Consider the following 24,221-nt stretch of genomic DNA (forward strand, 5'->3'; position numbering starts at 1 on the left):
GATGCGGTGTATTTAAACCCGGAACGCCCTGAAATTAGGGGTGCAACAGGCTAACAACTGTAGGAGCAAGGCGACAGGTACCTTGACACGTACCGCGGTGGCAGATAAGTGGCTGTCAGACAACCAGTGGCAGGAAATAAAGCGTCAATGGCATTAATTGGAGTTCACCGTAGACGTTAAAGTTTAACGACTACTTAGTATTCGACCTGATTTAGTGGTTGTGTGGGTGCCAGGTAATTTTTTCCCCAGTCTCATTGGCTCGCCGGGGTGTCTGTGTATTGACTGTTTCTCGTTGCAAGTCCTTTCGCTTTGGCGTCTGTGCCAACTACACAAAGATCAAAGACTATTTAACAACGATCACACACTGTGTGAGATAGAGTTTTGCACGGGACAAAATCTTCAAGGCCAAGCCCTGCCTTGCTTTATCCTGACTCTGAATTACAGAACGGCCCAAGAAGCCCAGTTATATTCCTGGTGCTGCTGGTGTTGCGGTTTGTCTGGGGGCAGAGCGTCTGGCGTCTGTCCACCAGATTGCCGATGACGTACTGCGCGAGGTGCTGGGTGAACAGGACTTGAGTGGGGTGAAACTCGGTCAGGTCAAATAACCGTTTGTCCAGCAAGAGTAGGGCTTGCCGGCGATGGAGCTCTTGAAAACACCATCGCGAGCAAACTCGGTTCCTGCAGGTATTGCGCTTATTTACGGCGCTGGATGAAGTCGCGGATACGTTCTGCAGCCTCGACACATTCAGCCAACGGTGCAACCAGGGCCATGCGCACACGGCCAGCTCCCGGGTTGACGCCATCGACATCCCGCGACAGGTAAGAACCCGGCACCACGGTCACATGCTCCTGTTCGAACAGGTCACGGCAGAAGGCCGCGTCGTCACCGGCCACATTCGGCCACAGGTAAAAACCACCATCCGGGCGCTGTACGTCCATGACCGGGCTGAGGATCTCCAGCACCGCGTCATACTTCTCGCGGTACAGCGCACGGTTGGCGCGAACGTGCACTTCGTCGTTCCACGCGGCAACGCTGGCCAGTTGGGTTTGCACCGGCATCGCGCAGCCGTGGTAAGTGCGATACAGCAAGAAGCCTTTGAGAATGTCCGCATCACCGGCGACAAAACCCGAACGCAGGCCCGGCAGGTTCGAGCGCTTGGACAGGCTATGGAATACCACGCAACGCTTGAAGTCCTTGCGGCCCAGTTCCACGCAGGCACTGAGCAGGCCGGCCGGCGGGGTTTGTTCGTCGAAGTACAGTTCGCTGTAGCACTCGTCGGCAGCGATCACGAAGTCGTACTCATCGGCCAGGGCAATCAGCTTTTTCAGCGTTTCGACCGGGATCAGTGCGCCGGTCGGATTGCCTGGCGAGCACAGGAACAGGATCTGGCAGCGTTTCCAGATGTCAGGTGAAACGGCGTCGAAATCCGGGTTGAAGCCGTTTTCATCCAGGCATGGCAAGTAGTGCGGCTTGGCTCCGGCCAGGAACGCGGCGCCTTCGTAGATCTGATAGAACGGGTTCGGGCTGACCACCAGTGCATCGTCGCCACGGTTGACGACGGTCTGGGTGAAGGCGAACAGCGCTTCACGGGTACCGTTGACTGGCAGCACGTTGCGCGCCGGGTCAATCCAGCCGTTCGGGACGTTGAAGCGACGCTCGCACCATGCGGCGATGGCTTCACGCAGGGCCGGGATGCCGAGGGTGGTCGGGTATACGGCCATCTGATCCAGATTGCTTGCCAGGGCTTCGGCGACAAAGCTTGGCGAACGGTGTTTCGGCTCGCCGATGGACAGTGCGATGGCACGTTTTTCCGGGTTTGGCGTGACGCTACCGAGCAGCGCGCGGAGCTTTTCGAAAGGGTAAGGCTGGAGCTGGGTCAGAGCGTTGTTCATCGGTAGATCTCGTTCGGTGCGGGGTGTGGACAACCCATGTTTCCTGTGGGAGCCGGCTTGCCAGCGATGGTCGTTAACGATAACGCGTGCTTGCCGGGTAAGCGCGGTGTTCTTGGGCCCATCGCTGGCAAGCCAGCTACAACGAAGGGCTGGCTCGCTTCCACAGGGGAAAATTTGTCATATCAGATACTGATTCGCGACAGTTTGATATCGGGTTCCTGATTGACGCTTAACTGCTCGACGATTGCATCCTGTAACCGGCTGCACAGCTGCGGGTCGGACAATGGCTGGTTGTTGGCGTCGGTGATGAAAAACACGTCTTCCACCCGTTCGCCCAAGGTCGCAATCTTGGCGTTCTGCAACGACAGGTCGAATTCCAGGAAGATCGTGCCGATCCGCGCCAGCAGACCAGGGCGGTCGGGAGCGGTCAGTTCAAGCACGGTGACCGGGCGCTGGGCGTCGTTGTGGATCGTCACCTGCGGCGCGAAGGCGAAATGCTTGAGCTGGCGGGGGACCCGGCGCTGGATGATGGTCGGGTAGTCGTCCGGATTTCGCAAGGCTTCGGTCAGTCCGTCGCGGATCTCCTTGACCCGCTCCGGGTTATCGCCGATTGAGTCGCCATCCGCGTCGAGCACAATGTAGGTGTCGAGGGTGAACTGGCTGCTGGAGGTGATGACCCGGGCGTCGTGGATGTTCAGGTTGAGCTGGTCCATCGCGGCGACGGTCACGGCAAAGAAGTCGTGCTGGTCGGGGGCGTAGATGAAGATCTGCGTGCCACCCTCGAACTCGCGCTGAGTGGTTTCCTTGATCAGCACCAGTGGCCCGCCATCGGCTGGCTGCTGAAGGATCGCATCGCTGTGCCAGGCCACGTCGCCGGCGGTATGGCGCAGGAAATAGTCATCGCCCAGTTGCGCCCAAAGCTGCTCGACATCGTCCGGATCGGTGCCGCCGCGCACCAGGATGTCCAGGGCGGCGCTCTGGGTCTGGCGGATCTGCTCTTCGCGATCAACCGGGTTTTCCAGGCCGCGTCGAAGGGCACGCTTGGTTTCGGTGTAGAGCTGGCGCAGGAGGCTGGCGCGCCAGGAGTTCCACAGCGTCGGGTTGGTGGCGTTGATGTCGGCGACGGTCAGCACGTAGAGGTAATTGAGGCGGGTTTCATCGCCGACGATCTGTGCGAAATCGTGGATCACCTGCGGGTCTGACAAGTCCTTGCGCTGGGCGGTGGTCGACATCACCAGATGGTTCTGCACCAGCCAGACGATCAGGCGACTGTCCCACACGGGCAGTTGGTGACGCTGGCAAAAAGCCTCCGCATCCACGGCGCCGATATCCGAGTGGTCGCCATGCCGGCCCTTGCCGATGTCGTGGTACAGCCCGGCCAGGTAGATCAGCTCGGGTTTGGGCAGTTTGCCCATGAGCTTGCTGGCCAGCGGGAATTTTTCCGACACCTGCGTGTACTGCAACTTACGCAGGTGTTTGATCAGATTCAGGGTGTGGGCGTCGACCGTATAGATGTGAAACAGGTCGTGCTGCATCTGTCCGACGATAAAGCCGAATTCCGGCAGATAGCGCCCGAGGATGCCGTAACGGTTCATGCGGCGCAGGTTGCGATGGATGCCGATCTTGCACTTGAACAATTCGATGAACAGGCTGGTGTTGCGAATATCGTTGCGGAAATCGTCGTCGATCAGGTGCCGGTTCTCGCGCAGCAGGCGAATGGTATCGGCACGTACGCCCTTGATTTCCGGTTGCTGGGCCATCAGCACGAAAATTTCGAGCATGGCAAACGGAGTGCGGCGGAACACGTTGTCGTTGCGCGCCTCGATGTAGCCATCGTGGAGCTGGAATCGCGAGTTGATCGGCTGCGGCGGCGCTTGATCATCCGGCGCGAGGATGACCTCTTCGAAGTGCTGGATGATCAAGTCGCTGAGCTGAGCGATGCTCATCACCACCCGGTAATACTGCTGCATGAAGTTTTCGATGGCTTGCTTGGCATCGTCACCTTCGAACCCCAGCAGCTTGGCAATGGTGCGCTGGTGATCGAACAGCAGGCGATCTTCCGAACGGCCAGCGAGCATGTGCAGGGCGTAACGCACCTTCCACAGGAACTCCTGGGACGAGGCCAGCAGGGCGTTTTCGCTTTCTACCAGGAAACCTTCTCCTGCCAGTGCGCGCAGGTTCAGGGTGCCGTACTCGCGACGAGCCACCCACAGAATCGTCTGAATATCCCTTAGTCCGCCCGGCGAGCCTTTGACGTTGGGTTCCAGGTTGTATTCGGTGTCGTTGTACTTGTGGTGACGGGCCTTCTGTTCGGCACGCTTGGCCAGGAAGAAATCCTTGCTCGGCCACATGTGTGCGGTGCTGGTGACGTCCAGCATGCGTTGGCGCAAGCGCTCGGGGCCACAGATGGTGCGGCTTTCCATCAGGTTGGTGACCACCGTCAGATCGGCGCGGGCCTCGACGGCGCACTCTTCGATCGAGCGAACGCTCTGACCGACTTCCAGGCCAATGTCCCACAGTAACGTCAGAAAGCGCTCGATGGAGTCACGGAAGATTTCGTGATCGGCGCTGTCGAGCAGGATCAACAGGTCAATGTCTGAATACGGGTGCAGTTCGCCCCGACCATAGCCACCGACCGCTACCAGTGCGATGTCGGCGTCTTCACTCCAGTTGAACTGCTCCCAGGCCTTTTGCAGGATGTTATCGACGAACCAGGCACGGTCCTCGATCAGCCGGCGAATGTCCCGGCCGCTGCGAAAGCGCCCGTCGAGCACCTCGCGGGCCTGGCGGATCGCCTTCTTGAAGGCCGCAATGGGGCTTGCCTTCAGGGCCAGTTCAGCCTGGAACTGGCCGCGATCGAAGAGTTCTGGATCCACCTGCGGCATCGATTGGCTTTCCTTTCTATAAGGCTGGGAGTGGAGCGGGGCGGATCAGGCCGAAATGCGCGGGATGGTGTCATCGCTGCGCAAGGTGAAGATCTCGTAACCGGTCTCGGTCACCAGCAGCGTGTGTTCCCACTGTGCCGACAGCTTGCGGTCCTTGGTGATCGCAGTCCAGCCGTCACCCAGCACCTTGGTGTCAGCCTTGCCCTGGTTGATCATCGGCTCGATGGTGAAGGTCATGCCGGCTTGCAGTTCCATGCCGGTGCCTGCGCGTCCGTAATGCAGGATCTGCGGTTCTTCGTGGAAGACTTTGCCGATGCCGTGACCACAGAATTCGCGAACCACCGAGAAACCATTCTTTTCAGCGTGTTTCTGGATGATTTCACCGATGTCGCCAAGGCGGCAACCGGGTTTGACGATTTCAATCGCCTTGTACATGCATTCCTGGGTCACTTGCGACAGACGCTCGGCCCAGACCGGCACGGTGCCGACGTGGAACATGCGGCTGGTATCACCGTGGAAGCCGTCCTTGATGACAGTGACGTCGATGTTCAGGGTGTCGCCATCTTTCAGCGGCTTGTCGTTCGGGATGCCGTGGCAGACCACGTGGTTGATCGACGTGCAAATCGACTTCGGGTAGCCCTTGTAATTCAGCGGGGCAGGGATGGCTTTCTGCTCGTTGACAATATAGTCGTGGCAGATCTGGTTCAGTTGATCGGTGGTCACACCCGGCTTGACGTATTCGGCAATCATTTCCAGCACATCGGCGGCCAGTTTGCCGGCGACGCGCATTTTTGCGATGTCCTCGGGGGTTTTGAGGGTGACGGTCATACAGGCTCTCTCTGCGCTCGATGGCGCTTCTCAACGAAAAGGGCGTTGCGCAATCGAACTTCGCAGCCCTGAAAAACGCAATTCTAACAGACGATCAGGGCAAATCCGCCGCTCTGTGCATCGCTTCTCTCCATAGAATGGTGCATTGTGGGCGGATTCCAAGGGATGGAGCTGCGTGGTCGCCAGGATTTCAGAATCCGGGTTTCGTTTTTTTCTCCCCTGTGATATAAAATGCGCCGCTTTCCGGGGATGCCCCGAAAAGCCTAAATCCACACACGTGTCGACACGATGACCTGGGTGCCTTCAGCTGATGCTGCTGGTTGGTCATTGGGATACGTGGAGGCCAAACCCGACTTATTAAGGAACTATCATGTCCCAAGTCAACATGCGCGATATGCTGAAGGCCGGTGTGCACTTCGGTCACCAGACCCGTTACTGGAACCCGAAAATGGGTAAATACATTTTCGGCGCGCGTAACAAGATCCACATCATCAACCTTGAAAAAACCCTGCCAATGTTCAACGAAGCTCTGACTTTCGTAGAGCGTCTGGCCCAGGGCAAAAACAAGATTCTGTTCGTCGGCACCAAGCGTTCCGCTGGCAAGATCGTTGCTGAAGAAGCAGCACGTTGCGGTTCGCCGTACGTCGACCACCGCTGGTTGGGCGGCATGCTGACCAACTTCAAAACCATCCGTGCTTCCATCAAGCGTCTGCGTGACCTTGAAGTACAAGCCGAAGACGGTACTTTCGCCAAGCTGACCAAGAAAGAAGCGCTGATGCGCTCCCGTGACCTGGAAAAGCTGGATCGTTCCCTGGGTGGTATCAAGGACATGGGCGGTCTGCCAGACGCTCTGTTCGTAATCGACGTTGATCACGAGCGCATCGCGATCACCGAAGCCAACAAGCTGGGCATCCCGGTTATCGGCGTAGTCGATACCAACAGCAGCCCGGAAGGCGTTGACTACATCATCCCAGGCAACGATGACGCAATCCGCGCTATCCAGCTGTACATGGGTTCGATGGCTGACGCTGTTATCCGTGGTCGCAACAACGTTGCTGGCGGCACCGAAGTTTTCGTTGAAGAAGCTCCGGCAGCTGCAGCTGAGTAATTGACGCCCTGGCGTTGACTCAGTAAGCAAAAAGGGGGCTTGGCCCCCTTTTTGCCACCTCGAAAACCATTTGTCGGCGCCCACTGCTTTATCTGTAACGTGCGGCAGCTAACAAGGGTGGTTCGGGAAGAATTGAACGCCCGTTCGATCGGGTGGAATGGTTGATAACCTATCCAAGAGGAATTTTGAAATGGCAGAGATTACTGCAGCGTTGGTCAAAGAACTGCGCGAGCGTACTGGCGAAGGCATGATGGACTGCAAAAAAGCCTTGACCAAGGCTGGCGGCGACATCGAAAAAGCCATTGATGATATGCGTGCTTCGGGCGCCATCAAGGCTGCCAAGAAAGCGGGTAACGTTGCTGCTGAAGGCGCAATCGCCATCAAGGCTGACGACAAGTCCGCGGTACTGCTGGAAGTGAACTCGCAGACCGACTTCCTGGCCCTGCAAGACGACTTCAAGAACTTCGTTGCTGCCAGCGTAGAAAAAGCGTTCGCCGAAAAACTGACCGACGCAGCTCCGCTGATCGCCGCTCAGGAATCGGCTCGTGAAGCCCTGGTTGCCAAAGTTGGCGAAAACGTCAACATCCGTCGTCTGGTCCGTGTAGAGGGTGACGTTGTCGGCACCTACCTGCACGGTAACAAGATCGGTGTTGCTGTTGTTCTCAAGGGCGGCGATGTTCAGCTGGCCAAAGAGATTGCCATGCACGTGGCGGCAAGCAACCCTGAGTTCCTGCTGCCATCGCAGGTTTCGCCAGAAGCCATCGAGCGCGAGAAGGGTGTTTTCCTGACCCTGAACGAAGACAAGATGAAAGGCAAGCCAGCAGAAATCGTCGAGAAGATGATCGCCGGCCGTATCACCAAGTTCCTGGCCGAAGCCAGCCTGGTCGAGCAAGCTTTCGTCATGAATCCAGAAGTCACCGTTGGTGCTCTGGCCAAGAAAGCTGGCGCAGAAATCGTTTCCTTCACCTACTTCAAGGTTGGCGAAGGCATCGAGAAGCCGGTTGACAACTTCGCTGAAGAAGTTGCTGCTCAGGTTGCGGCTGCTTCCAAGCAATAAGACGGTTTTTTTAACTGTCGCCCTGAAGAGGCTGCCCGCTCACGCGCGCAGCCTCTTTTCAGATGGGGTACCAATTTTTAATTGGTTTCCTTTTGGAACTGGCTTACAAAGCCATGTTCCGATGGCGCTGAAGCAGCGCCAAGCTAGAGTGAACGCCAGCTGAAAACAGCTCGCAAAGAATTTTTAAAATACGCCGCAGGAGAGATTCGCAATGGCTCAGCAGGGCAGTGGTTATCAGGCTCGCTATAAACGCATTCTACTCAAGCTTAGCGGCGAGGCCCTGATGGGCTCGGAAGAGTTCGGGATCGATCCGAAAGTTCTGGATCGCATGGCGCTGGAAGTTGGCCAGCTGGTTGGCATCGGTGTTCAGGTCGGTCTGGTGATCGGCGGCGGAAACCTGTTCCGCGGCGAGGCGCTGAGCAAGGCTGGCATGGATCGGGTCACTGGCGACCACATGGGCATGCTGGCCACTGTGATGAACGCCTTGGCCATGCGCGACGCGCTCGAACGTGCCAATATCTCCGCCATCGTGATGTCGGCCATTTCCATGGTTGGCGTAACCGATCATTATGATCGCCGCAAGGCCATGCGCCACCTCAACTCCAAGGATGTAGTGATTTTCGCGGCCGGTACCGGCAATCCATTCTTCACTACGGATTCGGCAGCCTGCCTGCGCGCGATCGAAATCGATGCCGATGTCGTGCTCAAGGCGACCAAGGTCGATGGCGTCTACACCGCTGACCCATTCAAAGACCCGCATGCCGAGAAGTTCGATCATCTGACCTACGATGAAGTACTGGATCGCAAGCTTGGGGTGATGGATCTGACGGCCATTTGCCTGTGCCGCGACCACAAGATGCCATTGCGCGTATTTAACATGAACAAGCCCGGCGCCCTGCTGAACATCGTGCACGGCGGCGCTGAAGGGACCCTGATCGAGGAAGGCCAACAATGATCAACGAAATCAAGAAAGACGCTAAAGAGCGCATGCAGAAATCCGTGGAGTCGCTGGCGCACAACTTCGGCCGTATTCGTACCGGTCAAGCACACCCAAGCATCCTGGAAGGCGTGATGGTGCCGTACTACGGTTCCGATACTCCGATCAAGCAAGTGGCCAACATCACCGTTAAAGATGCTCGTACCCTGCAAGTCGTTGCATTCGAGCGCAACATGCTCGGCGCCGTCGACAAGGCGATCGGCAGCGCCGGTCTGAACCTGAACCCGACCAACCTTGGCGAGTTGCTGCTGATCTCCATGCCTGCCCTGACTGAAGAAACCCGTCGGGGCTTCACCAAGCAGGCTCGTGACGTTGCCGAAGACGCCCGTGTAGCCGTGCGCAACATCCGTCGTGATGCCAACAGCTCGCTGAAGGATCTGGTCAAGGAAAAAGAAATCAGCGAAGACGAAGAGCGTCGCGCCACCGGCGAAATCGACGATCTGACCAAGAAGTTCGTGGCTGAAATCGACGCGAAGCTGGCAGAGAAAGAAAAAGACCTGATGGCCGTATAAGGGTCGCGTTTTCATGGAAAAGACCAAGCAGGTTGCACCGTCCACGGTGCCGCGCCATGTCGCGATCATCATGGATGGTAATAATCGCTGGGCGAAAAAACGCTTTATGCCTGGCGTCGCCGGGCATAAAGCGGGTGTGGATGCGGTTCGTGCGGTTATCGAGGTGTGTGCCGAGGCAGGAGTCGAAGTGCTCACCTTGTTCGCGTTCTCGAGCGAGAACTGGCAGCGTCCGGCCGATGAGGTCAGTGCCTTGATGGACTTGTTCTTCAAGGCATTGCGTCGTGAGGCCAAGCGCCTCAATGAGAACAACATCAGTTTGCGCATCATTGGCGACCGCTCGCGTTTTCACCCGGAGCTTCAGGCTGCCATGCGTGAGGCCGAGGCCATGACGGCTGGCACCAATCGCTTCATCCTGCAGATCGCGGCCAACTACGGCGGTCAATGGGATATCGCGCAAGCCGCACAGCGCCTGGCGCGGGAAGTTCAGGCCGGGCATCTGCGTCCTGAAGACATCACCCCGGAACTGCTGCAAACCTGTCTGGCTACGGGCGATCTGCCGTTGCCGGATCTGTGCATCCGTACCGGAGGCGAGCACCGCATCAGCAACTTTCTGCTGTGGCAGTTGGCTTATGCCGAGTTGTATTTTTCCGACCTGTTCTGGCCGGACTTCAAACACGATGCCATGCGGAACGCGCTGGCCGATTTCGCATCTCGCCAGCGCCGCTTCGGTAAAACGAGCGAGCAGGTAGAGGCTGGAGCCCGGGTTTAATGCTTAAACAACGAATCATCACGGCATTGATCCTGCTGCCGATTGCCCTGTGCGGTTTTTTTCTCCTCGAGGGCTCCGCTTTTGCCTTGTTCATCGGGTTGGTTGTGACTCTCGGTGCCTGGGAATGGGCTCGCCTGGCAGGCTTTACCGCCCAGTCGATGCGTATTGGCTATGCTGCTGTCGTCGCGGTGATGTTGTTGGTCATGCACCTGCTACCCGGTCTCGCGCCCTGGATACTGGGGGCTTCTGTCATCTGGTGGGGGGGTGCGACCTATCTCGTGCTTACCTATCCGCAGACCAGCGAGCATTGGGCCAGCGCGGCCTGCAAGCTGGTGGTCGGACTGTTGATTCTATTGCCAGCCTGGCAGGGGCTGGTCTTGATCAAGCAGGAACCGCTGGGGAACTGGTTGATCATGGCGGTGATGGTGCTGGTCTGGGGCGCCGATATCGGTGCATATTTTTCCGGCCGGGCCTTTGGCAAGCGCAAGCTGGCGCCGCAGGTCAGTCCTGGCAAGAGTTGGGAAGGCGTTTACGGCGGTTTGGTGGCGAGCCTGCTCATCACTGTAATCGTCGGATTTGTTCGGGACTGGACGGTTGCTCAGCTGTTCAAGGGGCTGGTCGGCGCAGCCTTGATCGTGTTTGTCTCGGTTGTGGGTGACCTCACCGAAAGCATGTTCAAGCGTCAGTCCGGGATCAAGGACAGTAGTAATCTGTTGCCGGGGCATGGCGGAGTGCTGGATCGGATCGACAGTCTGACGGCGGCTATTCCCGTGTTTGCCGTACTGTTGTGGATGGCTGCGCCTTGAACCGCCCACAGCAGATTACCGTTCTGGGAGCGACCGGTTCGATCGGTCTGAGTACTCTCGATGTCATTGCTCGCCATCCCGGGCGTTATCAAGTCTTTGCCCTGAGCGGCTTCACGCGTTTGCGTGAGTTGTTGGCACTATGCGTGCGTCACGCGCCGCGGTTCGCTGTTGTGCCAGAGGCAGGAGTCGCTCGAGCCTTGCAGGATGATCTGCATGCGGCGGGGCTTTCAACCCGGGTTCTGGTGGGGGAAGAAGGGCTGTGTCAGATTGCTGCGGACCCTGAAGTCGATGCGGTCATGGCGGCCATTGTCGGTGCGGCGGGATTGCGTCCAACCCTGGCGGCCGTCGAGGCGGGCAAGAAAATTCTCCTGGCCAACAAAGAAGCGCTGGTAATGTCCGGTGCGTTGTTCATGCAGGCCGTGCGCAAGAGTGGTTCGGTGTTGCTGCCGATCGACAGTGAGCACAACGCGATATTCCAGTGCATGCCGCAGGATTTTGCCCGTGGTCTCGGTGCGGTGGGTGTGCGTCGGATTTTGCTGACAGCCTCTGGCGGCCCGTTCCGCCAGACGCCCATGGCTGAACTGGCCCATGTGACTCCCGAGCAGGCCTGTGCTCATCCGAACTGGTCCATGGGGCGCAAGATTTCGGTCGATTCGGCCAGCATGATGAATAAAGGTCTCGAGTTGATCGAAGCCTGTTGGCTGTTTGATGCCGCGCCGTCGCAGGTCGAAGTGGTGGTTCATCCGCAGAGCGTGATTCATTCGCTGGTCGATTACATCGATGGCTCGGTGTTGGCTCAGTTGGGCAACCCGGACATGCGCACGCCAATCGCCAACGCCCTGGCCTGGCCAGAGCGAATCGATTCGGGGGTGGCACCGCTGGATCTGTTTGCTATCGCGCGCCTGGACTTCCAGGCGCCCGACGAAGAGCGGTTTCCTTGTCTGCGGCTGGCGCGCCTGGCGGCCGAAGCAGGCAACAGTGCTCCGGCCATGTTGAATGCGGCAAATGAGGTCGCGGTAGCAGCCTTTCTCGACGGGCGGGTCCGCTACCCCGAAATCGCGAGTATCATCGAGGAAACGTTGAATCTCGAGCCTGTGGTAGCAGTGGATGATCTCGAGGCAGTGTTCACGGCAGATGCGAAGGCGCGTGTACTGGCCGAACAATGGTTGAGTCGATACGGGCGGTAAGTGTGCACTGCGTTGGCCCATGCAGCACCGGATAGGAATGCGGAGAAAGTAGATGAGCGCGCTCTATATGATTGTCGGCACCCTGGTGGCTCTGGGCGTGCTGGTTACCTTCCACGAGTTCGGCCATTTTTGGGTTGCGCGTCGCTGTGGGGTCAAAGTGCTGCGCTTTTCCGTGGGCTTCGGGATGCCGCTGCTGCGCTGGCACGACAAGAAAGGCACTGAGTTCGTGATAGCCGCCATCCCTTTGGGCGGCTACGTCAAAATGCTTGATGAGCGCGAAGGTGAAGTGCCTGTCGATCAGCTCGATCATTCCTTCAATCGCAAATCCGTGCGCCAGCGCATTGCCATCGTGGCAGCGGGACCGATCGCCAACTTTCTGTTGGCGATGGTGTTTTTCTGGGTATTGGCCATGCTCGGTAGCGAGCAGGTGCGCCCGGTCATCGGTGCTGTGGAGTCGGGCAGTATCGCCGCCAGGGCCGGTTTGAGCCCTGGACAGGAAATTATCTCCATCGACGGTGAGCCGACTACCGGCTGGGCAGCGGTGAATTTGCAATTGGTCCGCCGACTGGGGGAGAGCGGTTCGCTGCAGGTGTTGGTTCGTGATCAGGGCTCCACGGTTGACTCTCCTCGTGAGCTGGCGCTGGATAAATGGCTCAAGGGGGCTGATGAGCCGGATCCGATTCGTTCGCTGGGTATCCGTCCTTGGCGCCCTGCATTGCCGCCGGTACTGGCCGAACTGGATCCGAAGGGCCCGGCTCAAGCGGCTGGCCTGAAAACCGGCGACCGATTGTTGGCACTGGATGGCAAGGCGCTGGATGACTGGCAGCAGGTGGTCGATACCGTTCGTATGCATCCTGGTACCAAAATCATGCTGCGGGTTGAGCGCGATAGTGCTCAAATCGACGTCCCTGTCACGCTGGCTGCCCGTGGCGAAAGCAAAGCCCCCACTGGTTACCTGGGGGCTGGGGTGAAGGCTGTCGACTGGCCGCCCGAGATGATTCGCGAGGTGAGTTACGGGCCAGTGGCCGCAATTGCTGAGGGGGCTCGACGCACCTGGACAATGAGCGTGCTGACCCTGGATTCACTCAAGAAAATGTTGTTCGGTGAGCTCTCGGTAAAAAACTTGAGTGGACCGATAACCATTGCTAAAGTGGCGGGCGCTTCGGCCCAGTCAGGTGTTGCTGATTTCCTGAATTTCCTTGCTTATCTGAGTATTAGCTTGGGTGTTCTGAATTTGCTGCCCATTCCTGTGCTGGATGGGGGGCATTTGTTGTTTTATCTGATTGAGTGGGCGCGTGGTCGTCCCTTGTCGGATCGGGTGCAAGGTTGGGGGATACAGATCGGTATCAGTTTGGTGGTCGGAGTGATGTTGCTTGCTCTGGTCAATGATCTGGGTCGTCTGTAACGTCGCTGAATTGCGAATCTGCCGCATTTTGCGGCAGTTTGTTTATTGCCAGTTGGAATAAGAAAGGACTTCATGAAACGTCTGCTGCTAACTGCGGTTCTCACCGTATTGATGATCGCCGAAGTTCACGCCGAGTCCTTCACTATCTCTGATATTCGCGTCAATGGCCTCCAGCGGGTCTCCGCGGGTAGCGTCTTTGGTGCTTTGCCGTTGAACGTCGGCGAACAGGCGGATGATCGTCGCCTGGTGGAATCCACTCGTGCGTTGTTCAAAACCGGTTTCTTTCAAGATATCCAGCTGGGCCGCGATGGCAACGTCCTGGTTATTACTGTAGTCGAGCGTCCGTCGGTCGCCAGTATCGAGATCGAAGGTAACAAGGCGATTTCCACTGAAGACCTGATGAAGGGCCTTAAACAATCCGGCCTGGCCGAAGGCGAGATCTTCCAGCGCGCTACCCTCGAAGGTGTACGTAACGAGCTGCAGCGCCAATACGTCGCTCAGGGTCGCTACTCCGCTACCGTCGACACCGAGGTGGTACCGCAGCCGCGCAACCGCGTCGGCTTGAAGGTCAACATCAACGAAGGCACCGTCGCAGCTATCCAGCACATCAACGTGGTAGGCAACACTGTCTTCCCTGATGAAGACCTCATTGATCTGTTTGAACTCAAGACAACCAACTGGTTGTCGTTCTTCAAGAACGACGACAAGTACGCTCGTGAAAAACTGTCCGGTGACCTGGAGCGTCTGCGTTCCTACTACCTGGACCGTGGCTATATCAACATGGATATCGCTTCGACCCAGGTCTCCATCACCCCGGACAAGAAGCACGTCTACATCACCGTCAATATTAACGAAGGCGAAAAGTACACCGTACGTGACGTCAAGTTGAGCGGTGACCTGAAGGTCCCCGAGGATCAGGTCAAGTCCCTGCTCCTGGTGCAGAAAGGCCAGGTATTCTCGCGTAAGCTGATGACCACTACGTCCGAGCTGATCACTCGTCGCCTGGGTAACGAAGGCTATACCTTCGCCAACGTCAACGGCGTGCCGCAGCCTCATGATGAAGACCACACCGTAGATATCACCTTTGCTGTGGATCCGGGCAAGCGTGCTTACGTCAACCGCATCAACTTCCGTGGCAACACCAAGTCCGAAGACGAAGTGCTGCGTCGTGAAATGCGTCAGATGGAAGGCGGTTGGGCGTCGACTTACCTGATCGATCAATCCAAGACTCGTCTGGAGCGACTGGGCTTCTTCAAGGAAGTCAACGTTGAAACTCCAGCCGTGCCTGGCGTCGATGACCAGGTGGATGTGAACTACAGCGTTGAAGAGCAAGCGTCCGGTTCGATTACCGCGAGTATTGGTTTTGCACAGAGTGCAGGTCTGATTCTCGGAGGTTCGATTACCCAGAACAACTTCCTGGGTACGGGTAACAAGGTCAGCATCGGCTTGACTCGCAGCCAATATCAAAGTCGCTATAACTTCGGTTATGTCGACCCGTACTGGACTGCTGATGGTGTGAGCCTGGGTTACAACGCGTTCTATCGTACGACCGACTATAAAAACCTTGATGTAAACGTTGCCAGCTACGCCGTAGACAGCTTGGGAGCGGGCGTCAGTGTCGGTTATCCGATCAGCGAGACTTCGCGTCTTACCTTTGGATTGAGTGCGCAACAGGACAAGATCAAGACGGGGCTTTACACCGTCGACGAAATCTTCAACTTCGTTAACCAGCAAGGCGATCAGTACCTGAACTTCAAGGCGTCGGCCGGTTGGTCCGAGTCCACATTGAACAAAGGCGTACTGGCGACCCGTGGTCATTCCCAAAGCCTGACTGCGGAAGCGACAACACCGGGCAGCGATTTGTCGTTCTTCAAACTGGATTACCGCGGTCAACTGTTCCAGCCGTTGTCTGAAAACTACACCATGCGCCTGCACACCGAACTGGGTTATGGCGATGGTTATGGTTCCACTGATGGCTTGCCATTCTATGAAAACTACTATGCTGGTGGTTTCAACTCGGTTCGCGGCTTCAAGGACAGCACCCTGGGGCCTCGTAGTACTCCGAGCCGGGGCGTGAACCCGGGGACGGCAGTCGATCCGGACCAGAGTCCACTACCTTTTGGTGGTAACGTCCTGATTCAAGGTGGTGTAGAGCTTCTGTTCCCGTTGCCGTTCGTGAAAGATCAGCGCTCCTTGCGTACCTCGGTATTCTGGGATGTGGGTAACGTGTTCGATTCGACTTGCAAGCAGAGCACCAACGCCGATGGCTCGAAGTCCAACACTCAATGTAATGACATCAGCCTGAGCAATATGGCCAGCTCTGTGGGTGTCGGTGTGACTTGGGTTACCGCCCTTGGTCCGTTGAGCTTCGCGTTGGCGATGCCAGTTAAAAAGCCGGACAGCAATGCCGAGACTCAAGTGTTCCAATTCTCCCTCGGCCAGACGTTCTAAGTGTCTGACCCAAGATAATGACAATGGATTTTGTAGGAGTGCATCGTGCGTAAGTTGACTCAATTGGTTCTCCTGGCTTCCGTACTGGTAGCAGGCCCGGCTTTTGCCGACATGAAAATCGCTGTTCTGAACTATCAGATGGCATTGCTGGAGTCTGATGCGGCCAAGAAATACGCCGTTGATGCCGAGAAAAAATTTGGTCCGCAGCTGACCAAGCTCAAGACACTGGAAAGCAGTGCCAAGGGCATTCAGGATCGTCTGATGGCTGGTGGTGACAAAATGCAGCAAGGCGAGCGTGAGCGTCTGGAGCTTGAATTCAAGCAAAAGGCTCGTGACTTCCAATTCCAGTCCAAGGAGTTGAATGAAGCCAAAGCCGTTGCCGACCGTGAAATGCTGAAGCAGCTCAAGCCGAAACTGGATAGCGCTGTAGAAGAAGTCATCAAGAAAGGTGCTTTCGACCTGGTGTTCGAGCGTGGTGCAGTGATTGATGTCAAACCTCAGTACGACATCACGCGCCAGGTTATCGAGCGCATGAATCAGCTGAAATAATCCATGACCGTGACTATCAAGCTCGGCCAGTTGGCCGAGTTCCTCGGTGCCACCCTCAGTGGCGACCCGGACAAAGCAATTACTGGGCTAGCTACCTTGCAGGAGGCTGGCCCAACTCAGTTGAGCTTTCTCGCAAATCCCCAGTACCGTAAATACCTGGCAGGCAGTCAAGCCGCAGCTTTGTTGCTCAAAGCTGCTGATGCTGAAGGTTTTGCCGGTGATGCACTGGTGGTACCTGACCCATACGCCGCCTACGCTCGTATTTCTCACTTGTTCGATCCCAAGCCCAAGGCTGCTGCGGGTGTTCATCCCACGGCCGTGATTGCGCATGACGCAGTGGTCGATCCTGCGGCAAGTATTGGTGCTTTTGCGGTCATCGAAAGCGGCGCGCATATTGGCGCGGGTGTGACGGTTGGTGCGCACTGCTTCATCGGCGCTCGTAGTGTCATCGGCGAAGGTGGCTGGCTCGCGCCGCGGGTCACGCTCTATCACGATGTACGCGTCGGGAAGCGGGTGGTTATCCAGTCCGGTGCCGTACTCGGTGGTGAAGGCTTTGGTTTTGCCAACCAGAAGGGTATCTGGCAGAAAATCGCCCAGATCGGTGGCGTGCTGGTTGGTGACGATGTGGAAATTGGCGTGAACACCGCCATCGACCGCGGTGCGCTGGCCGATACCGTCATTGGTAATGGCGTTAAGCTCGACAACCAGATTCAGATCGCCCACAACGTCCAGATTGGTGATCACACGGCCATGGCCGCGTGCGTGGGGATTTCCGGCAGCACCAAAATCGGTAAGCATTGCATGCTTGCTGGTGGTGTGGGGCTGGTGGGGCATATCGATATTTGCGACAACGTTTTCATTACCGGGATGACCATGGTGACCCACTCGATCACCGAGCCAGGTTCCTACTCTTCCGGTACGGCAATGCAGCCAGCGGCCGAGTGGCGCAAAAGCGCGGCCCGTATCCGTCAGCTCGATGATATCGCACGGCGTTTGCGACAGCTTGAAAAGCAAGTAGGGGAAGTGACCCCTGACGGTAATGCTTCATCAGATGGCTGATACCATTTCCATATCAAGCGTGCACAGCCGCTAGACTGCGCCCTTGATTTGCTAGAGGAGTGCGCGTCAGTCGCGCGCTTCCAATCTTTACATAGGCTTCCCCCCGAAATGATGGACATCAACGAGATTCGCGAATACCTGCCTCACCGTTACCCGTTCCTGCTGGTGGATCGGGTCGTGGATCTGGATGTGGAAGGCAAGCGCATTCGCGCCTACAAGAATGTCAGCATCAACGAACCATTCTTCAATGGTCACTTCCCCGCGCATCCAATCATGCCGGGCGTGCTGATCATCGAGGCGATGGCTCAGGCTGCCGGGATCCTTGGTTTCAAAATGCTCGACGTGAAGCCGGCTGATGGCACGCTTTACTACTTCGTCGGTTCCGACAAGCTGCGTTTCCGCCAGCCGGTGTTGCCGGGTGACCAGTTGATCCTTGAAGCCAAGTTCATCAGCTGCAAGCGTCAGATCTGGAAGTTCGAATGCCAGGCTTCGGTCGATGGCAAACCAGTCTGCTCTGCTGAAATCATCTGCGCGGAACGCAAACTATGAGTTTGATTGACCCTCGCGCAATCATCGATCCGACGGCTGTTCTGGCCGACGGTGTCGAGGTCGGCCCGTGGTCGATCGTCGGCGCAGGTGTGGAAATCGGCGAGGGAACAGTGATCGGGCCGCACGTGATTCTCAAAGGTCCGACCCGAATCGGTAAGCACAATCGCATCTATCAGTTTTCCTCGGTAGGCGAGGACACGCCTGATCTGAAATACAAGGGTGAAGAAACCCGACTGGTCATTGGCGACCATAACGTCATCCGCGAAGGCGTGACCATTCACCGGGGCACTATTCAAGACCGTTCGGAAACCACACTGGGTGACCACAACCTGATCATGGCCTACGCGCACATCGGTCACGACAGTGTCATCGGCAATCATTGCATTCTGGTCAATAACACTGCACTTGCCGGCCATGTGCACGTTGACGACTGGGCGATCCTTTCCGGTTTTACCCTGGTTCACCAGTATTGCCACATTGGCGCCCATAGCTTCTCCGGCATGGGGACCGCCATCGGTAAAGACGTTCCCGCTTATGTCACGGTGTTCGGCAACCCGGCCGAAGCCCGCAGCATGAACTTCGAGGGCATGCGCCGTCGTGGTTTCAGCGAAGATGCAATCCACGCCCTGCGTCGCGCCTACAAGGTGGTCTACCGCCAGGGGCTGACGGTTGAGCAGGCGCTCGCCGAGCTGGCCGAATCGTCTGAGCAATTCCCGGAAGTGGCGGTGTTCCGCGACTCCATCCAGTCTTCGACCCGCGGCATCACCCGCTAGTCATGGCCAATCTGCGAATCGCGCTGGTGGCGGGTGAGGCTTCCGGTGACATTCTGGGTGCGGGGCTGATGCGTGCGCTCAAGGCTCAACACCCGGCAGTCGAGTTCATCGGTGTCGGCGGTCCATTGATGCAGGCTGAGGGCCTGACCTCGTATTTCCCGATGGAGCGCCTGTCCGTCATGGGCCTGGTGGAAGTGCTGGGTCGGTTGCGCGAATTGCTGGCGCGTCGCAAGAAACTGGTCGCGGACCTGATTGCTGCGAAGCCGGACGTGTTCATCGGAATCGATGCCCCGGACTTCAATCTCAATATCGAACTCAAGCTGCGTCAGGCCGGCATCAAGACCGTGCATTATGTCAGCCCGTCCGTCTGGGCATGGCGGCAGAAGCGGGTGCTGAAGATTCGCGAAGGTTGCGATCTTATGCTCACGCTATTTCCATTCGAAGCGAAGTTCTATGAAGAGAAGGGCGTGCCGGTACGGTTTGTCGGGCACACCCTTGCCGATGCCATTCCGCTCGAGGCAGACCGCGCAGCAGCGCGGGCCGAGCTTGGATTGCCTGATGGGCCGTTGGTTGCCCTGATGCCCGGCAGTCGAGGCGGCGAAGTGGGCCGTCTCGGTGAATTGTTTCTCGACACGGCCCAACGCCTGCGGGCACTGCGTCCGGGCGTGCGGTTTGTCTTGCCATGTGCCAATGCGCAGCGCCGCGCGCAGCTTGAAGAGCTGTTGGCCGGTCGCGATCTGCCGCTCACGTTGCTCGATGGCAAATCCCATCTGGCCTTGGCGGCGTGCGATGCGGTACTGATCGCCTCTGGAACGGCAACGCTTGAAGCCCTGTTGTACAAACGGCCTATGGTGGTCGCGTATCGCTTGGCGCCGCTGACGTTCTGGATTCTCAAGCGGATGGTGAAAAGTCCCTACGTCTCTCTGCCGAACCTGCTGGCCCAGCGTCTGCTGGTGCCCGAGTTGCTGCAAGACGATGCGACGGTCGAAGCCCTGGCCCAGACCCTGTCGCCGCTGATCGAGGGTGGCGAAGAGCAAACCCGCGGTTTTGATGAAATCCACCGTACCTTGCGTCTGGATGCCTCTAATCAGGCGGCGGATGCGGTGCTGAACCTGATCGGCCAAGTACAATGAGTAAAGCAAGCATGCAGATGGGGCTGGATTTCACCTTGGTCGCTGAAGTGGAAGAATTGGTTGCCGGTGTCGACGAAGTTGGTCGCGGTCCGCTCTGCGGTGCCGTGGTGACGGCTGCGGTAATCCTTGATCCGAACCGCCCGATTCTCGGTTTGAATGACTCCAAGAAACTCACCGAAGCTCGCCGCGAAAAACTCTACGATGAAATCTGCGAGAAAGCCCTGAGCTGGTGTATCGCCCGCGCGGAAGTCGAAGAGATCGACGAGCTGAACATCCTGCATGCCACCATGCTGGCCATGCAGCGCGCAGTAGCAGGGCTGCATATCCAGCCGAAACTGGCGATGATCGACGGGAATCGCTGTCCGAAATTGCCGATGCGCGCCGAAGCGGTGGTGCAGGGGGATGGCAAGGTACCGGCCATTGCAGCGGCTTCGATTCTGGCCAAGGTCAGTCGTGATCGGGAAATGGCGGCTTTCGAGCTGATTTACCCTGGTTATGGTATCGGCGGCCATAAAGGCTACCCGACGCCAGTTCATCTGGAAGCGCTCGCACGCCTTGGGCCGACGCCTATCCACCGACGTTCGTTTGCACCTGTGCGTCTGGCTTATGAAGCGCGGGAAAGCCTGATCGAGAGTTAGCAGCAAGGCTGATTTTTTTTGCCAAGGCCCGGTACAATCCGGGCCTTGTTGTTTTCATGAATATACGCAGGATCACTATGCCGGCTTCATTCGTTCATCTACGCCTGCACACTGAATATTCCCTGGTCGACGGTCTGGTGCGGATCAAGCCGCTGGTCAAGACCCTGGTCGGCATGAACATGCCTGCCGTTGCGGTCACCGATCAGAACAACATGTGTTCCCTGGTCAAATTCTATAAAGCCGCCATGGGTGCCGGGATCAAGCCGATCTGCGGCGCCGACCTGTGGCTGTCGAACAAGGATCCGGACAACCCGCTGAGCCGGATCAGCCTGTTGGTGATGAACGCCGAAGGTTATCGCAATCTTACCGAGCTGATTTCACGGGGCTTTATCGACGGCCAGCGTAATGGTTCGATCATCATCGAGCGCGAGTGGGTTGCCGAAGCCAGCGCAGGTTTGATCATGCTGTCGGCAGCGAAAGAGGGCGAAATCGGCCAGGCGATGCTCAGTGGCAACCCGGACGAAGCCGAAGCCTTGGCGCGGGAGTGGATGGCGGTGTTCCCGGACCGCTTCTATCTGGAAATCCAGCGCACCAACCGCCCCAACGACGAAGAGCAACTGCACGGCGCCGTGGCGCTGGCCGAGAAAATCGGTGCGCCGCTGGTGGCGACCAACGATGTGCGCTTCATCAAGCAGGAAGACTTCGCGGCCCACGAAACCCGCGTTTGCATCGGTGAGGGCCGCGCCCTCGACGATCCGCGGCGTTCGAAGAATTACAGCGATCAGCAGTACCTCAAAAGCGCCGAGGAAATGGCCGAGCTGTTCAGCGATATTCCCGAAGCGCTGGAAAACACGGTCGAGATCGCCAAGCGCTGCAACATCGAAGTCAAGCTGGGCACGCACTTCCTGCCCAACTTCCCGATTCCCGATGGCATGACCATCGACGAATATTTCCGCAAGGTTTCCTTCGAGGGTCTTGAGGAGCGGCTTGCGGTTCTGCTGCCCAAGGACACCACTGAAGACTATGAGGCCAAGCGCCAGGTCTATGTCGACCGGCTGAATTTCGAGCTGGATATCATCATCCAGATGGGATTCCCGGGTTACTTCCTGATCGTGATGGACTTTATCCAGTGGGCCAAGAACAACGGCGTGCCGGTGGGGCCTGGCCGTGGATCGGGTGCCGGATCGCTGGTGGCCTATGTACAGAAGATCACCGACCTCGACCCGCTGGAATATGACCTGCTGTTCGAACGTTTCCTTAACCCGGAACGGGTCTCCATGCCCGACTTCGACGTCGACTTCTGCATGGACGGTCGTGACCGGGTGATCGACTACGTGGCCGAAAAGTACGGCCGCAACGCGGTAAGCCAGATCATCACCTTCGGTTCCATGGCCGCAAAAGCCGTGGTCCGTGACGTGGCGCGGGTGCAGGGCAAGTCTTATGGTCTGGCGGATCGTCTGTCGAAGATGATTCCGTTCGAAGTCGGCATGACCCTGGAAAAGGCCTACGAACAGGAAGAGATCCTGCGTGACTTCATCAAGGTCGATGAAGAAGCCGCGGAAATCTGGGAGATGGCCCGCAAGCTTGAAGGTGTGGTGCGTAACGTCGGCAAGCACGCCGGTGGCGTGGTGATCGCGCCCACCAAGCTGACCGACTTCTCGCCGATCTATTGCGACGAAGCAGGCGATGGCCTGGTGACCCAATTCGACAAGGACGACGTTGAAGCCGCTGGTCTGGTGAAGTTCGACTTCCTCGGCCTGCGGACTCTGACGATCATCGACTGGGCGCTGAAAACCATCAATCGCGACCGCGCCAAGGTCAACGAGCCGCCGCTGGATATCGCGTTTATCCCGCTGGACGACAAGCCGACCTACACGCTGCTGCAAAAAGCCGAAACCACGGCGGTGTTCCAGCTCGAATCCCGCGGCATGAAAGAGCTGATCAAGAAGCTCAAGCCCGACTGCCTGGAAGACTTGATCGCACTGGTGGCGCTGTTCCGTCCCGGCCCGCTGCAATCGGGCATGGTGGATGACTTCATCAACCGTAAACACGGTCGCGCCGAACTGGCGTACCCGCACTCGGATTACCAGTACGAAGGCCTCAAACCCGTATTGGCGCCAACCTACGGCATCATCCTGTATCAGGAACAGGTGATGCAGATTGCCCAGGTCATGGCCGGCTACACCCTTGGCGGTGCGGACATGCTGCGTCGGGCGATGGGTAAGAAAAAGCCCGAAGAAATGGCCAAGCAGCGTGGCGGTTTCATTGAAGGTTGCGCCACCAACAATATCGATGCCGACCTGGCCGGTAACATCTTCGACCTGGTGGAAAAGTTCGCCGGCTACGGCTTCAACAAATCCCACTCCGCCGCTTATGGTCTGGTCTCGTACCAGACGGCATGGCTCAAGGCGCACTACCCGGCGCCATTCATGGCGGCGGTGCTTTCGGCGGATATGCACAACACCGACAAGGTCGTGACCTTGATCGAAGAAGTGCGCACGATGAAGCTGCGCCTGGATGCACCGGATGTGAACACCTCGGAGTTCAAGTTCACGGTGAACGACGAAGGCCGGATCATTTACGGCCTGGGCGCAATCAAGGGCGTGGGCGAGGGGCCGGTCGAAGCGATCACCGAAGCGCGCCTGGACGGTCCGTTCAAGGATCTGTTCGATTTCTGTGCCCGGGTCGACCTCAAGCGCATCAACAAGCGCACTCTCGACGGCTTGATCCGCAGCGGTGCGCTGGATCGTCTTGGCCCGTATTTCCACGACGAGCCGAAGGCCTATCAAGCCAATATCGACCGCAATCGTGCCGTCCTGCTGACGGCTATGGAAGAGGCGATCAAGGCTGCCGAGCAGACTGCCCGCACCCACGACAGCGGCCATGCCGACCTGTTTGGCGGTTTGTTCGTCGAAGAAGATGCCGATGTCTACGCCAATCATCGCAGAGCCAAGGAACTGACCCTCAAGGAGCGGTTGAAAGGGGAAAAAGACACCCTGGGCCTGTACCTGACCGGTCACCCGATTGACGAATACGAAGGTGAAATACGCCGTTTCGCCCGTCAGCGCATCATTGATCTCAAGCCTGCGCGCGATACCCAGACGGTCGCCGGCATGATCATCGCCCTGCGTGTAATGAAGAACAAAAAGGGCGACAAGATGGGGTTCATTACCCTTGATGACCGTTCCGGGCGGATCGAGGCGTCGCTGTTTGCCGATGCGTTCCATTCCGCGCAATCACTGTTGCAGACCGATGCAATGGTGGTAGTTGAAGGCGAAGTCAGCAACGATGACTTCTCAGGCGGCCTGCGGTTGCGGGTCAAGCGGGTAATGAGCATGGAAGATGCGCGTACCAACCTGGCTGAGAGCCTGCGCCTGAAGTTGCACGCGAAAGATTTGAAAGGTGATCAGCTACGCTGGCTGGGTGAGTTGCTCAAGCGTCACCGCGGTGCGTGCCCGATCACCATGGACTACACCAGTCCCGATGCGAAAGCCTTGCTGCAGTTCGGCGAAGGCTGGCGAATCGATCCGGCGGATGCGTTGATTCAAGCCCTGCGTGACCAGTTCGGGCGAGACAACGTCTTCCTCCAATACCGTTGACGGTCAGGGCTGTTGGATCGCCC

19 protein-coding genes are annotated in these 24,221 nt (G+C 57.7%); 16 read left to right on the forward strand and 3 right to left on the reverse strand.

Annotation, left to right across the window (positions count from 1 at the left end):
- Positions 1-693: 693 nt before the first annotated feature.
- The 3 genes from dapC to map form a co-directional block, all read right to left on the reverse strand.
- Positions 694-1,893 (reverse strand): succinyldiaminopimelate transaminase, encoded by a 1,200-nt coding sequence (gene dapC, locus ACVWYU_RS29160; protein ID WP_457374344.1) that lies wholly within the window; start codon positions 1,891-1,893, stop codon positions 694-696.
- 182 nt (positions 1,894-2,075) lie between these two features.
- Positions 2,076-4,778, reverse strand: a complete 2,703-nt coding sequence (locus tag ACVWYU_RS29165; protein ID WP_457374345.1) for a [protein-PII] uridylyltransferase — start codon at positions 4,776-4,778, stop codon at positions 2,076-2,078.
- Between the two features lie 45 nt (positions 4,779-4,823).
- Complete coding sequence (map, locus tag ACVWYU_RS29170; protein ID WP_247254887.1) at positions 4,824-5,606, reverse strand: type I methionyl aminopeptidase; 783 nt, start codon at positions 5,604-5,606, stop codon at positions 4,824-4,826.
- Positions 5,607-5,976: 370 nt separating this feature from the next.
- Here map and rpsB point away from each other — a divergent pair, with 370 nt between their 5' ends.
- The 16 genes from rpsB (at position 5,977) to dnaE (ending at position 24,198) form a co-directional block, all read left to right on the forward strand.
- Positions 5,977-6,714, forward strand: a complete 738-nt coding sequence (gene rpsB / locus ACVWYU_RS29175) for a 30S ribosomal protein S2 (protein ID WP_008057307.1) — start codon at positions 5,977-5,979, stop codon at positions 6,712-6,714.
- 190 nt (positions 6,715-6,904) lie between these two features.
- Positions 6,905-7,771: a translation elongation factor Ts gene (gene tsf / locus ACVWYU_RS29180; protein WP_090316925.1), complete on the forward strand. Its 867-nt coding sequence runs from the start codon at positions 6,905-6,907 to the stop codon at positions 7,769-7,771.
- Between the two features lie 211 nt (positions 7,772-7,982).
- Positions 7,983-8,726 carry a UMP kinase gene (gene pyrH, locus ACVWYU_RS29185; protein WP_003222124.1) on the forward strand — a complete coding sequence of 248 codons (744 nt, stop codon included), beginning with the start codon at positions 7,983-7,985 and terminating at the stop codon, positions 8,724-8,726.
- Positions 8,723-9,280, forward strand: coding sequence for a ribosome recycling factor (gene frr, locus ACVWYU_RS29190; RefSeq protein ID WP_007978385.1), 558 nt, complete (start codon positions 8,723-8,725; stop codon positions 9,278-9,280). Before pyrH ends, frr begins: the two co-directional genes overlap by 4 nt.
- Before the next feature lie 13 nt (positions 9,281-9,293).
- Positions 9,294-10,049 carry a polyprenyl diphosphate synthase gene (uppS, locus tag ACVWYU_RS29195; protein ID WP_247254886.1) on the forward strand — a complete coding sequence of 252 codons (756 nt, stop codon included), beginning with the start codon at positions 9,294-9,296 and terminating at the stop codon, positions 10,047-10,049.
- The gene (locus tag ACVWYU_RS29200; RefSeq protein ID WP_457374346.1) at positions 10,049-10,855 is read left to right on the forward strand and encodes a phosphatidate cytidylyltransferase; all 807 of its coding nucleotides are present in this window, start codon (positions 10,049-10,051) and stop codon (positions 10,853-10,855) included. The genes uppS and ACVWYU_RS29200 overlap by 1 nt, the downstream gene beginning before the upstream one ends.
- Positions 10,852-12,042 (forward strand): 1-deoxy-D-xylulose-5-phosphate reductoisomerase, encoded by a 1,191-nt coding sequence (gene ispC / locus ACVWYU_RS29205; RefSeq protein WP_457374347.1) that lies wholly within the window; start codon positions 10,852-10,854, stop codon positions 12,040-12,042. Before ACVWYU_RS29200 ends, ispC begins: the two co-directional genes overlap by 4 nt.
- A 52-nt stretch (positions 12,043-12,094) precedes the next feature.
- Positions 12,095-13,447 carry a sigma E protease regulator RseP gene (gene rseP, locus ACVWYU_RS29210; RefSeq protein ID WP_390959046.1) on the forward strand — a complete coding sequence of 451 codons (1,353 nt, stop codon included), beginning with the start codon at positions 12,095-12,097 and terminating at the stop codon, positions 13,445-13,447.
- A gap of 72 nt (positions 13,448-13,519) precedes the next feature.
- Positions 13,520-15,898 carry an outer membrane protein assembly factor BamA gene (gene bamA, locus ACVWYU_RS29215; protein ID WP_457374348.1) on the forward strand — a complete coding sequence of 793 codons (2,379 nt, stop codon included), beginning with the start codon at positions 13,520-13,522 and terminating at the stop codon, positions 15,896-15,898.
- A 45-nt stretch (positions 15,899-15,943) separates the two neighbouring features.
- Complete coding sequence (locus ACVWYU_RS29220) at positions 15,944-16,447, forward strand: OmpH family outer membrane protein (protein ID WP_007990260.1); 504 nt, start codon at positions 15,944-15,946, stop codon at positions 16,445-16,447.
- A 3-nt stretch (positions 16,448-16,450) separates the two neighbouring features.
- Positions 16,451-17,506, forward strand: a complete 1,056-nt coding sequence (gene lpxD / locus ACVWYU_RS29225) for a UDP-3-O-(3-hydroxymyristoyl)glucosamine N-acyltransferase (protein WP_247254881.1) — start codon at positions 16,451-16,453, stop codon at positions 17,504-17,506.
- A 108-nt stretch (positions 17,507-17,614) separates the two neighbouring features.
- Entirely contained in the window at positions 17,615-18,055 is a 441-nt protein-coding gene (gene fabZ / locus ACVWYU_RS29230; RefSeq protein WP_007940511.1) for a 3-hydroxyacyl-ACP dehydratase FabZ, read from the forward strand.
- Positions 18,052-18,828 carry an acyl-ACP--UDP-N-acetylglucosamine O-acyltransferase gene (lpxA, locus tag ACVWYU_RS29235; protein ID WP_390959050.1) on the forward strand — a complete coding sequence of 259 codons (777 nt, stop codon included), beginning with the start codon at positions 18,052-18,054 and terminating at the stop codon, positions 18,826-18,828. The genes fabZ and lpxA overlap by 4 nt, the downstream gene beginning before the upstream one ends.
- Before the next feature lie 2 nt (positions 18,829-18,830).
- Positions 18,831-19,961 carry a lipid-A-disaccharide synthase gene (lpxB, locus tag ACVWYU_RS29240; protein ID WP_457374349.1) on the forward strand — a complete coding sequence of 377 codons (1,131 nt, stop codon included), beginning with the start codon at positions 18,831-18,833 and terminating at the stop codon, positions 19,959-19,961.
- A gap of 11 nt (positions 19,962-19,972) precedes the next feature.
- Positions 19,973-20,599 carry a ribonuclease HII gene (rnhB, locus tag ACVWYU_RS29245; RefSeq protein WP_060541039.1) on the forward strand — a complete coding sequence of 209 codons (627 nt, stop codon included), beginning with the start codon at positions 19,973-19,975 and terminating at the stop codon, positions 20,597-20,599.
- 77 nt (positions 20,600-20,676) lie between these two features.
- The gene (gene dnaE / locus ACVWYU_RS29250) at positions 20,677-24,198 is read left to right on the forward strand and encodes a DNA polymerase III subunit alpha (protein ID WP_247254878.1); all 3,522 of its coding nucleotides are present in this window, start codon (positions 20,677-20,679) and stop codon (positions 24,196-24,198) included.
- The last annotated feature ends 23 nt before the right edge of the window (positions 24,199-24,221 follow it).

The organism is Pseudomonas sp. TE12234 (assembly GCF_054061835.1).